The 12,617-nt window shown below is 48.2% G+C and carries 10 protein-coding genes; 7 read left to right on the top strand and 3 right to left on the bottom strand.

Annotated features, from left to right (window positions below; all coding sequences use genetic code 11):
- The first annotated feature begins 74 nt into the window (after window positions 1–74).
- Complete coding sequence (locus tag THICY_RS08240) at window positions 75–2,147, top strand: TonB-dependent receptor family protein (RefSeq protein WP_013836152.1); 2,073 nt, start codon at window positions 75–77, stop codon at window positions 2,145–2,147.
- A gap of 98 nt (window positions 2,148–2,245) precedes the next feature.
- Here the strand turns inward: THICY_RS08240 and THICY_RS08865 are convergent, their stop codons facing one another.
- Window positions 2,246–2,374: a hypothetical protein gene (locus THICY_RS08865; RefSeq protein ID WP_281054517.1), complete on the bottom strand. Its 129-nt coding sequence runs from the start codon at window positions 2,372–2,374 to the stop codon at window positions 2,246–2,248.
- A 153-nt stretch (window positions 2,375–2,527) separates the two neighbouring features.
- On the opposite strand from THICY_RS08865, the gene queF reads away from it, so the two are divergent.
- Window positions 2,528–3,370: an NADPH-dependent 7-cyano-7-deazaguanine reductase QueF gene (gene queF, locus THICY_RS08235; protein ID WP_013836151.1), complete on the top strand. Its 843-nt coding sequence runs from the start codon at window positions 2,528–2,530 to the stop codon at window positions 3,368–3,370.
- Between the two features lie 26 nt (window positions 3,371–3,396).
- Here the strand turns inward: queF and THICY_RS08230 are convergent, their stop codons facing one another.
- Window positions 3,397–4,002 carry a flavin reductase family protein gene (locus tag THICY_RS08230; RefSeq protein WP_013836150.1) on the bottom strand — a complete coding sequence of 202 codons (606 nt, stop codon included), beginning with the start codon at window positions 4,000–4,002 and terminating at the stop codon, window positions 3,397–3,399.
- Between the two features lie 117 nt (window positions 4,003–4,119).
- Here THICY_RS08230 and THICY_RS08670 point away from each other — a divergent pair, with 117 nt between their 5' ends.
- Window positions 4,120–6,051 carry a YdgA family protein gene (locus tag THICY_RS08670; RefSeq protein ID WP_013836149.1) on the top strand — a complete coding sequence of 644 codons (1,932 nt, stop codon included), beginning with the start codon at window positions 4,120–4,122 and terminating at the stop codon, window positions 6,049–6,051.
- A 64-nt stretch (window positions 6,052–6,115) separates the two neighbouring features.
- Window positions 6,116–8,578 (top strand): ATP-dependent helicase HrpB, encoded by a 2,463-nt coding sequence (hrpB, locus tag THICY_RS08220; protein WP_245534958.1) that lies wholly within the window; start codon window positions 6,116–6,118, stop codon window positions 8,576–8,578.
- Here the strand turns inward: hrpB and THICY_RS08215 are convergent.
- Window positions 8,552–9,097, bottom strand: a complete 546-nt coding sequence (locus tag THICY_RS08215) for a hypothetical protein (protein ID WP_013836147.1) — start codon at window positions 9,095–9,097, stop codon at window positions 8,552–8,554. The two genes, hrpB and THICY_RS08215, sit on opposite strands and share 27 nt — an antisense overlap.
- Before the next feature lie 183 nt (window positions 9,098–9,280).
- Here THICY_RS08215 and mnmG point away from each other — a divergent pair, with 183 nt between their 5' ends.
- From mnmG to THICY_RS08200, 3 genes are read left to right on the top strand one after another with little or no spacing between them, the layout of a single operon-like run.
- Window positions 9,281–11,209, top strand: a complete 1,929-nt coding sequence (gene mnmG / locus THICY_RS08210) for a tRNA uridine-5-carboxymethylaminomethyl(34) synthesis enzyme MnmG (protein ID WP_013836146.1) — start codon at window positions 9,281–9,283, stop codon at window positions 11,207–11,209.
- Window positions 11,206–11,838 (top strand): 16S rRNA (guanine(527)-N(7))-methyltransferase RsmG, encoded by a 633-nt coding sequence (rsmG, locus tag THICY_RS08205; protein ID WP_013836145.1) that lies wholly within the window; start codon window positions 11,206–11,208, stop codon window positions 11,836–11,838. Before mnmG ends, rsmG begins: the two co-directional genes overlap by 4 nt.
- Complete coding sequence (locus THICY_RS08200) at window positions 11,838–12,605, top strand: ParA family protein (protein ID WP_013836144.1); 768 nt, start codon at window positions 11,838–11,840, stop codon at window positions 12,603–12,605. The genes rsmG and THICY_RS08200 overlap by 1 nt, the downstream gene beginning before the upstream one ends.
- The last annotated feature ends 12 nt before the right edge of the window (window positions 12,606–12,617 follow it).

Raw genomic sequence — 12,617 nt, 5'->3', positions numbered from 1 at the left:
ACTAACTAACCACTACTAAGCCAGCTAAACCTTAGGTTATCGCCAGCCAAGTACATATAAAACAAGGAAAGTATATGTCAGCTCAGAAAATGGCGCTTAAAACCCTGGTAATTAGTATAGCCGTGGCTATGGCTACTTCCGTGTTAGCGGACACCAAACAGCTCCCACGTATTGATGTTATTGGGCAGGGGGACGATGCGGTTACAAAACAACCGGGCGCAGTATCGATTGTCACAGAGGAAAACATTCAGCGTGCACAACCACGTTCAACTGAAGATGTCCTTCGTCGTGTGCCTGGCGTACATGTGAAAGGTGAAGAAGAAACCGCCGTCGTTGTTAACGTCGGTATTCGTGGTTTACCCGCATCGGATTATAAAACTTTGGTTTTAGAGGATGGTGTGCCCATTCAACCAGGTATTTTTGTGGGGAACAGTCGCTATTACAACCCGCGTATTCAGCGTGTGGAGCGAGTTGAGGTACATAAAGGTGCCACCCACCGCTATGGCCCCAACACGATTGGTGGTGTTATAAATTACATTACTAAAACGCCTGAGGATGGTTTCGCTATTTCCGGCAAGGTTGGTAGCTGGAATACACGAGAAGGTACATTAGAAATTGGTGGTAGCAATTATTCTGGTGATTCATTCTTTGGATTGATCTATACCAAAGCAGATAGCGATGGTTTCCAAAGTAAAGGATATGCCATGGAAGACTTGATGATCAAGTCGGGTACCGCGATTGGTGATGATCAATTGATCAGTGTCAAGTTTAGTCAATATAGTAATGATGCCAAGATTTCTTACCGTGGGCTGTTTCCAAATGCCTATAAAGCACGAGCGACATTTAATCCGGCACCGGATGATTATTTTTTAACAGAACGCACCGCTTTTGATATTAACCATGAATGGGATATTAGCAATGACATGAAGCTTCAAACTTTGGTTTATTGGAGTGAAATGAACCGTGATTATTGGCGTTTTAGATTAGGAAACCAAGACGGATTCGGTCAGCAAGCAACAACAACAAATAGCGCTGGTCAAAGGATTTGGAATTACAACGATACTGTTCAAGGCAACAATCGCTCGTTTGAACGCAAAGGTTTTGATACTAGATTGTCGTTTAATCACGATAGTTTAGGGATTAAAAATCAGGCTGAGTTGGGTTTGACCTTAATGAATGAAGAAATGAAGGATGTCACGGTTCAAGCAACTAGAGCGACACCACGTAATTCGGGGGCGCCCTCAAGAAACCGAGTTGATTCAGCCGATAGTCTTGCTATCTATGGTCAAAATCGATTTGAAGTAACGGACCGTTTAGCGATCACAGCTGGTTTAAGGATGGAAACCTATGAGCAGCGTCGTAACGATTTACGCAATGCAGGCCCAGCAGATAAGTTTTCTAATACCGAGTTTATGCCTGGGCTGGGTGCAACCTATCAATTAATTCCTGAAGTGCAGTTGTATGGCAGTGTATATCGGGCATTTTCTCCACCCCTTGTTGGCAGTGTAATCGGTTCTGGTGATACGCCAACAGAAGCTGAAAAATCGGTCAATATTGAGCTTGGCGCTCGTGGTAGTGCCAATAGCTTTACTTATGAAGTGACCGCCTTCCAAATGGATTTTTCAAACCAAGTAGATCCCGGTATTTCAGGTATTAAAGCACCGAATGAGGGCAGTGCTCTAGTTCAAGGCATTGAAGCGGCACTTGGATATGACTTCAGAAACGGATTTACTATTGATACCAACGTAACCTGGGTTCCAACAGCTAAATATCGCGAAGATCGTGGTTCTGGCGGCGCTGAAAAAGGCAATCGTTTTGAAAACTCGCCAGAAATTACAGCTAACCTAGCATTTGGCTATGGAAATGACACGGTACAATCCGCTTTGCTTATTAACTACACCGGTGAATTTTTTAGTAATGCAGCAAATGATAAAGAGTTAACGGTTACTGAAACAGGTAATTGGGGCGGTAAAGTGGCTGCGCATACAACGGCTGACTTAACCGCTAACTTCAATGTAAACAAACAGTTGAATGTGTTCGGTGCGGTTAAAAACCTAACCGACGAGCGTTATATTGCTGGCTTACGCCAGGGGATTTATGCCGGTCCATCACGATCGTTTGAGCTAGGCGCGCGCTATAAGTTCTAAAGTTAAGTTAGTTTTTTTCATTGTTGTTATCCTCCCTCTTTAGTTATGACCGCTAAAGATCTTTGACCGAGCCAAGTGCTCGGTTTTTTTATGTTGGCTTAACGCAACATTAACCAAATCGTAAATACTAAACCCAAGGCATAAAACAACATGGTTAATTGCACCATGCGTTGATTGGCTTTGCGGCTGTTAAGTTTGTCAAAGCGAGGGTATTTACGCGCCAGCATAAATCAAAGCCAAAGTGCCGCTAGGATGCCAAAAGTAACTAAAATCCCTAAAAATAATGTGGTTAACATTTACATGCCTTTGTACTTAAAGCGCATTATGATACGCAATCTGCAATGTTAAAATAATGACAGTTTTATTATGGAGCGCAAGCTATGAGTGATGCAAAGGTATTAGTAGGCGATGTGGCTGCTAGTCAATTGGGCAAGACTACGGTTTACCCACAGCAATACGATGCCGGTTTATTATTCCCTATTCCGCGCCAAACCAAGCGCGATGAATTAGCTATTGATGCACAAAAACTCCCTTTTACCGGGGTGGATGTCTGGAATGCCTATGAAATTTCTTGGTTGAACCTGAAAGGCAAGCCAATGGTCGCGATGGGACAGTTCACTCTGCGTGCCGATACACCAAATATTATTGAATCCAAATCGTTTAAATTGTATCTCAACTCGTTCAACGCCAGTCGTTTTGAAAGCCAAGCGGCGGTAGCACACACTATGGAGCGAGATTTGTCTGCGGTGGCAGGCGGCAAGGTTAAAGTACAGCTATCGAGTTTGAATCAAGAGCCTTGTTTGGTGTCGGATATTGACCGTGCGGAGTGTCTCGATTTCCAGGATTTAGAGATTGACACTTACCAGGTCAATCCGGACTTTTTACGTGCTGGGAATCAATATGCCGAAGAGGCGTTTTACAGTCATTTGCTTAAATCTAACTGCTTGGTCACCGGACAACCGGACTGGGGTACGGTGGTGATTCGTTACCGCGGGCCTAAAATCGATCGGGCGGGTTTGTTACGCTATATTATTTCGTTTCGCGATCATAATGAATTTCATGAACAGTGTGTTGAACGGATGTTTTGTGACATTCAACGTCAATGCCAGCCTGATGCCTTGACGGTGTATGCCCGTTATGTGCGTCGCGGTGGGCTAGATATTAATCCGTTCCGCAGTAACTTCCAAAGTGAAGCGGTGATGCCGCGTTTGGTGCGGCAATAGTCGTACAGAGTGTGCGGGGAGTTACCTTAAGGTCGCGCCATCGCAAAGATATCTCGCGTATAGCTGTAATCATCACCGCCTAATTTACCGATGGCATCGATTCGGGTGCCATCAATCTTGCCATCTCGGTTAATCACATCGTCACCTAAATAAATACCGACGACATCCAACAAAATTAAGCTTCCACCTGCGGGTGCGGCTGAGAGTTGTTGAATCTCACGCAGCCGGCATTCATAACGGACTTTAGCGGCGGCCACGGAGGGTGGTTTAACGAGGTTGCTGGGGGTGCGCGCAATCTGGGCTAACTCAAACTCATCAATGTCATTCGCTACCGCCGCACAGCTGGCGTTCATTTGTTCCGCCAGTTCGGCGCTGACAATATTCACCACGCATTCTGGCTGTTCGTGCAGATTCGCCAAGGTGTCTTTAGCATGGTTTTGGCGTGGCGCAATGTGGCTGACCGCTAAAATCGGTGGATTCACACTGGCGACGGTAAAAAATGAATAGGGCGCCAGGTTGGCAACCCCCTGTGCATTGATTGTACTAATCCACGCAATCGGGCGGGGCACAATGGCGCCAACGAGATGTTGATAAATCTGGCCGGCTTCAAGTTGGGTGGTGGTGTAAAACATAAGGGTATTCCTATGGGTAGGGGTTCAATTTAAATAGCATTTGGCCGTCTTTTATGGCTATCTTTTTGCGCAGCAAATTCTAATAATAATAGAATATATAAAAAATAAGGATGGATTATGTCGCAATTAAAAGTACCGGTGTTAGTTGGGCTAGGTTTGGTGGTCGCAACTACTGCCAGTTTTTTTGCCGCTAGCTGGTGGATTGGGCAGGGTGTGCAACAACAGGTACTGGCTTACGAGGCGCAGTTGATTGCCCGTGATGATGTGCGCGTTAATCGTTTCGAGTATCAACGAGGCCTGATAAGTGGCCAGTTACACTATGATTTGGTGTGGCAGCCAACGCTGGATTCGCCCGCTTATAGTTTCTTTACCGAGCTACGCCCTGATGGTCAGGGCGTTGTTTTGCAGGGCGAGTTGCCGGTTAAGCAGGGGCCTTGGTTGGGTCTGTCGGTGACACCCACCGGTTTCGGTTTGGCCAGTGCCGATTATGCCATTGGTTTGCCGGCGACGGCACGTGCCTATTTACCTCAATACCCAGGTCAGCGGCCATTGATTGCTATCCAAGCCTACGCCGCGTTAAATGGTGACTTAGCGGTTCGGGCGAATTTAGTGGATTACCGCGGGCGACTCATTGATCCAGATACGCAAGAGTCTGCCAATTTGGCATGGGAAGGCGGTCAACTACATCTCCGCTTTCGGGACGATTTAGCCCAAATGAGTGCCGAGGCTAGTTTAGCCTCGTTTGATATTAACCTTGTACAGGATGGGTTGAGTTTCCGTTTGGACAACTTAAGTTATGAACATGACTTAAGCCGTGCGGCTCCCTATTTGTGGTTGGGCGATATTGCCGCAAAAGTCGGCGAAGTGCGCTTTATGGAAGCTGATGAACAAGTCACTATTCAGAATCTCGTTGTGGCGGGTGACTCGCAAGTTGTTAGTGATAAATTAGATACCCAGGTGCGTTATGAAATAGGCCAAACCGATGTTGTTTTTGATGATGTCGAGTTTGCATTCGCCGGTGCGACTGTTGATATGGCGCTACGTAATTTAGACTGGCAGGCCTATCAAGATTTGGTTTTGACCGTGCAAGATTTGGACAAAATGGATGAGCAGGTGGTGTTGGATGCCTTTCAGCGCTTGCTGGCCGGTGGTCCTAGTTTGCATCTAGATGACATACGTGTCCGAGTAACAGATACCGAGCATATAACGGCTAGCATGGTGTTGGGTTATCAGCCCAGGGTCGCGTTGGATTGGAACGGATTTAGTAATTTGAGTGAGGCGTTAGAGCAAAATACGCTGTTCTCATTGCAAGCAGGCATTACTCGGCCACTAGTGGATCGTATCGTACTCGAGTTTTGGCCGTTTGATTTAGATGAAGCCGACCTTAAAGCGCAACTGGACATCAGCATTGCCGAAATGGTGGCGCAAAATTATTTGCTTCAACAGGGCGCTGATTTAAGCTTGGCTATGGGTATAGAAGCCGGTCAGGTCAAACTCAATGATGCCGATTTTTTACCGGTCGCGGATGCGCTTGCTTTAGTCGATTTAGCCGCTAATTTGTTAGGTTGGGCCATAGCGGAAGAGGAACAGGCGACGAACCAAGCAACACCGGATGCTACCGGGTTAGCAGGCCTGCTGAACTATGCCGCGTCACCACTTTACGAGTATTTGGAATTGTCCGCCGACTTTACTCCCGATCCCATCATTGTGCCGCTTCAAGCGGGTGGTGACCAAGATGTGAGTCTACTAACCCAGTGGCAATGTTTGGGCTATGTAAATGCCAGTCTTCCAGATGTCACGCTAAATTATCGTGCCGGTCAATTTGATTTATCAATTTATGTGCAAGGTGGGTTAACCGATACCACCCTGATTATTCGTGATCCGAACGGGCAATGGCATTGTAATGATGATTACCCTGGATTGGCATTGGATCCGGCGGTGGTGTTTAATCAGCCGTTAACGGGAAATTATGCCATTTGGGTGGGCTTGCATTCCGATTCGACCGCTGATGTAGAACTGCGTTTTTCTGAGATAGGCGTAGGGGAATAAGCTGTTACCGATAACCCCGCTATTACCTGACATTATTGCAACGCTGGCACAGTCACCAGGCCTGGTGCTGCAGGCCGAACCAGGTGCTGGCAAATCGACCGCCGTGCCGCTGGCTTTGCTAAAGGCCGACTGGTTGGCGGGTAAAAAAATCATTATGCTCGAACCGCGTCGGTTAGCGGTGCGTTCGATTGCCCAGTATCTAGCCCGTCAGTTGGGTGAACAAGTTGGCCAAACCATTGGCTATCAAATCCGGCATGAGCGTAAGGTGTCGGCGTCAACGCGGTTGGAAATTGTTACCGAGGGCATTGTAACCCGGCGTTTGCAAGCGGATCCGTCCTTGTCTGATGTGGCGTTGGTGATATTTGATGAGTTTCACGAACGTTCCATTCACGCCGATTTAGCCTTAACCTTGTGCTTAGAAGTGCAGTCGTCTTTGCGTGAGGATTTAAAGTTGCTGGTCATGTCCGCGACCATGGATACGCAAGCGGTGAGTGGGTTTTTACATCATGCGCCGGTGATTCGCTCTGAAGGCCGCTGTTTTCCAGTCGATACTCATTATTTACCCCAGCCTTTAACCTCGACCCATCCAAATGATTGGTTGCCGTTATTAAAGCAATCGATTAGCCAAGCCTTAAAAACTGCCAAGCAAGATGTGTTGGTGTTTTTGCCAGGACAGGCGGAAATCAAACGTGCTCAAAATCTTTTACAAGAAACCCTAGCACCAGGCCTGGTGGTGTGTCCGTTATACGGTCAATTATCTCCAGAGCAACAAGACATCGCTTTGCTGCCCGACTCGCAAGGACGGCGCAAAATTATTTTAGCCACCAATATTGCCGAAACCAGTGTAACCATTGAGGGCGTTGACGCCGTGGTGGATTCGGGTTGGGCGCGTAAAGCTGTGTATGATGTGTCCAGCGGTATGACGCGTTTAGTGACGCAGCGCATTTCGCAAGCTGCTGCCGAACAACGTAAAGGCCGTTCCGGACGATTGATGGCCGGGGTGTGTTATCGGCTATGGTCGCAATGTCAGCACCAGCAAATGGCCGCGTTTGATGCCGAAGAAATCACCCAAACTGATTTGACTGATCTGTGTTTAGAATTGGCGCAATGGGGCGTGAGTTCGTTGGATGAATTATCTTGGCTGACCGCGCCACCGTTGGCACATTATCAGGCGGCAAAAAGTCTATTGCAGCAACTGGGGCTGTTGAGTGCAAATGGCGGTTTGACCGAAACAGGCAAGGCCGCTCAAGGCTTGGGTTTAAATGCGCGCTTAGCGCGGATGTTATTAAGTGTGCAACACCAATCGGCTGTCCAGCAAACGTTGGCGTTAGATTTAGCCGCCTTATTGGCCGAAGGCGATATTTTACCCAACGAGCCGTCGGCAGATTTGGTCAAACGCCTAATCGCGTTGCAGGCGTATCGCAACAATCCTCAACAGGCCAAGCAGGATTTCGATATTCAGCGCCAAGCCATCGAACAAGCATTAAAAAATGCCGACAATTGGCGGCGTCAATTGGGTTTTTCCCAGCCGATAGCGTTCAGTTTGGCGCAGATGCAAACCGAAAGTGGCGTGTTGGTTGCATTAGCCTTCCCGGATCGCATTGCGCAGCGGCGCAAAGGCGATGAGCCGCGTTATCTATTGAGCAATGGCAAAGGTGCGCTGTTAAAAAATGATGACTCGTTGCGTAACCAGGCCTGGTTAGCGATTGCGAATTTAGACGGTCAGCGTCAAGAAGGGCGCATTTATCTGGCGGCGCCTGTGGATGTTGCAAGTTTAGAGCAGACGTTTAGCGAGCAGATAGAAACTCGCATCGGGTTAGATTTTGATACTAAAAAACGCGAATTGGTCGCCAGTGAACGACGCCGGTTGGGCAAGTTAGTGTTAGGCGAAAAATCGACCGACGCGATTTCGCCTGCGCAATTTCAAGCTGCGTTGTTGGAGGTGCTGGCAAACAATTTGGATTTATTGCCTTGGAATGATGCCGCAGAGGCTTATTTGCAACGTCTGCGTTGGTTAGCCGAGTTTAATGCCGATTGGCCAAGTTATAACCAGGCCTGGTTGTCGGATAATATCGAAACCTGGTTGGCACCCTATTTATCGGGTATCACGCGCATTAAAGACCTGCAAAAACTCGATATGTTAGCGATGCTGCAAAGTTTGTTGGATTATGACCAGCAACAGATTTTGAATCGTGAAGCGCCCGCCTATTATCATGCCCCTAGCGATCGAAGGGTGAAAATCGACTATAGCCAGCCAGGTGTCGCCAAGGTCTCCTTGCCGTTGCAGGAGGTGTTTGGCGAATTGCATTCACCACAGCTCGCCTGGGGGCAGGTCAGCCTGACGTTTGAATTGTTGTCACCGGCGCGCCGTCCCATTCAAACCACCGCCGATTTAGCTCACTTTTGGCGCAGTTCCTATTTTGAGGTGATCAAAGAGATGAAAGGTCGCTACCCCAAACACCGCTGGCCGGATAAACCACTCGATGAAAAGCCGGGGCGTTCAATCAAGTCGCGCCCAATCACCTAAAATTTCGGCAATCCGTGCCGGACTTGGGCGCATAAAGTAGGGATAGTCGGCGGTACCGCCATCACTAGGGGCACTGGCGCAGGTTAGGCGATAAAAAGCATCAGGGGCTGCGCTATAAAAATGCACCAACTCCATGATCGGGGCGGCATAATCGGCGTCACCATCACTGGTTTTTAACCAGTTAACCAGGCCTGGTTGCGGGGTTTGTGCAATCAACTCAGTGCCAAATTGAATTCGGTCGATGCTGTAGCGCCCCGCCGGTAAGGTTTGTGGTGCATCTGCCAAATAACGCAATTCAATTCGGCAGTGTTCTCGCCACTGATTTATGGCGCTACCCTTATAACCTTCACCCTCTTGAAAGACAAACCGAAGCGTCCCGGGGGCAAAGGTTAGATCGTGATGCAGGGTGAATTGTAATGGGGCTTGCGCTGGATAGTTTTTCGGCGTGTCTACCAGCTGGCAGCCGGTTAGTGTTGCGATAGCAAACCCAAGCGCGAAGGTAATTTTTGCATGAGGCATAGCGACTCCGAGTATTTCCAACATAGTCTAAATATGATTTGTTAATCCTAAGATTAGCATGGTTTAAGTTATTAAAAATTAACAAACTTTGACAGTGACATCCAAAACTTGGGTCTCGCCTCCTTTGTGATAAAATATCGGTTTTAATCGAATACTAGCGTGATGCTATAAGTGAGTGGGTAAATGGACAAGGCAATGACGCACTTTGATGTAATTGTAGTTGGCGGCGGGCATGCCGGTACGGAAGCCGCCCTTGCCGCGGCACGTATGGGCGTTAAAACCCTGTTGCTCACTCACAATATCGACACCCTCGGCGCCATGTCCTGTAACCCGGCGATAGGTGGCATTGGCAAGGGGCATTTAGTTAAAGAAATTGATGCGCTGGGCGGTGCGATGGCGTTGGCGATTGACGAAGGCGGTATTCAATTTCGCACCTTAAACTCTTCAAAAGGCCCTGCGGTGCGTGCAACTCGCGCACAAGCAGACCGCTTACTCTATAAGCAGGCCATTTTGACCCGACTTCAGCAGCAACCCAATTTGACCTTGTTTCAGCAGCCAGTGGAGGATTTATTGCTCGAAGGCGAGCAGGTGGTCGGTGTTGTCACCAAAATGAATCTGAATTTTTACGCCCGTCAGGTGGTCTTAACGGCTGGAACCTTTTTAGCCGGTCGCATTCATATTGGTTTACAAAATTACGAAGGCGGTCGCGCTGGCGATGCGCCGGCGAATCGTTTGGCGGCTAAGTTGCGTGAACTGAACTTGCCGGTTGGGCGCTTGAAAACCGGCACACCACCACGTATTGATGCACGAACGGTTGATTTTAGTCAGTTACAGGTGCAGGCTGGTGATGACCCAGCCCCGGTGTTTTCCTATTTGGGATCGCGGGCGATGCATCCCAAACAAATTCCTTGCTACATTACCCATACCAACGAACGCACCCATGATGTGATTCGCGGCTCCTTAGACCAATCGCCGATGTACGCTGGGGTGATTGAGGGGGTGGGACCACGTTATTGCCCGTCGATTGAAGATAAGGTGATGCGTTTTGCAGACAAATCATCACACCAGGTGTTTATTGAGCCAGAAGGCCTAACCACCACTGAGTTGTATCCGAATGGCATTTCGACCAGTTTACCCTATGAAACCCAGGTGAAAATCGTCCGTTCGATGGTTGGTTTGGAAAATGCGCTGATTATGCGTCCCGGCTATGCCATTGAATACGATTATTTTGATCCACGTGGCTTAAAACCGACCCTCGAAACTCAAGCGATTAAAGGCTTGTTTTTTGCCGGACAAATTAATGGCACCACCGGTTACGAAGAAGCTGCGGCGCAGGGTTTATTAGCAGGCCTCAATGCTGGCTTAGGGGCTCAGGGTAAAGCCCTGTGGTATCCGCGTCGTGATCAGGCGTATTTAGGGGTGTTAGTCGATGATTTAATTACCCTGGGTACGCAAGAACCTTATCGGATGTTTACGTCGCGCGCCGAATATCGCCTGTTATTACGAGAAGACAATGCGGACCAGCGTTTAACTGAAATTGGTCGCGCGTTTGGTCTGGTGGATGATGTGCGTTGGGCGGCTTATGAGCAAAAGTTGAACGCATTAGAACTGGAAACCCAGCGGTTAAAAGAGGTTTGGATTCATCCCGCACATCCAGAAGCGAAACAAGCCGAAGCCCTTATGAATTTACCCTTGAGTAAAGAGCATACGCTGTTTGATTTATTGCGTCGCCCTGGAGTGACCTATCAAGCGCTGGCCGAGTTAGCAGTGTTTGGTGCTCAGCCTGTCGCGGCGGACGTGGTCGAGCAGATTGAAATCGAAGCCAAATATGCCGGTTATATCGACCGCCAATTACAAGAAATTGAAAAAACCAGTCGCGAGCAAAATACGCCCATTCCGGAAGACCTCGACCTAGATCGCATTTCGGGCTTGTCAAATGAGGTGAAACAAAAACTGCGCTTGCATAAGCCGGCCACTATTGGCATGGCCTCACGGATTTCAGGGATTACCCCAGCCGCGATTTCACTGCTGTTGATTTTTATGAAAAAACACCGTGCCGAAGCGGCGGCTAACTCGGCTTCTAAATCGGCGGCATTGGCGGAGATGGAATGAGCGCTGAGCAACGTTTGGCTCAGGCAGCTGTCGCACTGGATTTGTCGCTGACACCTCAGATGCAGCAACAGCTGTTGGCCTATGTGGCGCTGATGGATAAGTGGAATCGGGTTTATAATCTCAGCGCCATTCGCGACCCCGATGATATGCTGGTGAAGCATGTATTTGATAGTCTGGCAGTGGCTCCGATTTTATTGACCCAGGGGTTAACGGATTTATTGGACGTTGGCACGGGGGCTGGCTTGCCAGGAATTCCTTTGGCGATTGTGATGCCCGATTTACCGATTACCCTGTTAGATAGCAATCATAAAAAAACCCGTTTTTTGGTTCAGGCCATGGGGCATTTGGGCTTAAAAAATGTGACGGTATCTAATCAGCGCATTGAAAATCATCAGCAGCACTATTCCGCCATTATCTCCAGAGCTTTTACGGCCTTGGGTAATTTTACAGAACTTACCCATTCGTTGCTGGCGCCAAAGGGTCATCTGTGGGCGATGAAGTCGCAAGCCTTACAAGATGAATTGCAGGAGGTGCCGGCAGGTTACGCACACCGGGCCTGGTCTCTATTGGTACCTGAATTAGACGCTGCGCGATATCTCGTTCGATTAACCAAGCAGGAAGCACATTAATGACAAGAGTCATCGCAGTAGTTAATCAAAAAGGCGGGGTGGGCAAAACCACTACCAGCGTCAATTTAGCCGCAGGCCTGGCAAAATTAAAAAAACGTGTGTTGATGATTGATTTAGATCCGCAAGGCAATGCAACGGTAGCACTCGGTATTGAACGAAATGAGACCGAGTATACCGCTTATGACCTATTGATGGGTGAGGTGTCTTGTATTGACGTACGCGTTCGAGCTGAGCAGGCCCGTTTAGATGTGATTCCGGCCAATGGCGATTTAACGGCGGCAGAGATTGAATTAATCAACCAAGACCAAGGGGCCTTGGCTTTAAAAAACGCACTAACGCCCTGTTTAGGCGATTATGATGTTGTGTTGATTGATTGCCCACCAAGCTTGAATATGTTAACCCTAAGCGGTTTGGCGGCGGCAAATGGCTTATTGGTGCCTGTTCAGTGCGAATATTTTGCACTAGAGGGTTTGAGCGCTCTGATGAATACCGTTCAGCGAGTTCAGGCCGACTTGAACCCCGATCTGGTCATTGATGGCTTATTGCGAACCATGCATGACCGGCGCAATAACCTAGCTAATGATGTGTCAAATCAACTGGTCGCGCATTTTGGTTTAAAAGTTTTGCAAACCATTATTCCACGCAATATTCGACTGGCAGAGGCGCCAAGTTATGGCGAGTCCATTTTAGACTATGATGTTAATTCAACAGGTGCCATGGCTTATTTAGCCTTGGCTAATGAGCTGGTTAGGAAACTGAAGTTTTAGAGGAACAGATGT

The organism is Thiomicrospira cyclica ALM1 (assembly GCF_000214825.1).
GTDB lineage: Bacteria > Pseudomonadota > Gammaproteobacteria > Thiomicrospirales > Thiomicrospiraceae > Thiomicrospira > Thiomicrospira cyclica.
The sequence above is the reverse complement of the archived record's forward strand: the minus strand, read 5'-3'. Positions and strand labels throughout refer to the sequence as shown.

Bases quoted from the DNA above. Each gene is read 5' to 3' on its own strand.
- THICY_RS08240 (WP_013836152.1), top strand. From the start codon at position 75: ATGTCAGCTCAGAAAATGGCGCTTAAAACCCTGGTAATTAGTATAGCC.
- THICY_RS08865 (WP_281054517.1), bottom strand. From the start codon at position 2,374: ATGCTGGCGCGTAAATACCCTCGCTTTGACAAACTTAACAGCCGCAAA.
- queF (WP_013836151.1), top strand. From the start codon at position 2,528: ATGAGTGATGCAAAGGTATTAGTAGGCGATGTGGCTGCTAGTCAATTG.
- THICY_RS08230 (WP_013836150.1), bottom strand. From the start codon at position 4,002: ATGTTTTACACCACCACCCAACTTGAAGCCGGCCAGATTTATCAACAT.
- THICY_RS08670 (WP_013836149.1), top strand. From the start codon at position 4,120: ATGTCGCAATTAAAAGTACCGGTGTTAGTTGGGCTAGGTTTGGTGGTC.
- THICY_RS08215 (WP_013836147.1), bottom strand. From the start codon at position 9,097: ATGCCTCATGCAAAAATTACCTTCGCGCTTGGGTTTGCTATCGCAACA.
- mnmG (WP_013836146.1), top strand. From the start codon at position 9,281: ATGGACAAGGCAATGACGCACTTTGATGTAATTGTAGTTGGCGGCGGG.
- rsmG (WP_013836145.1), top strand. From the start codon at position 11,206: ATGAGCGCTGAGCAACGTTTGGCTCAGGCAGCTGTCGCACTGGATTTG.
- THICY_RS08200 (WP_013836144.1), top strand. From the start codon at position 11,838: ATGACAAGAGTCATCGCAGTAGTTAATCAAAAAGGCGGGGTGGGCAAA.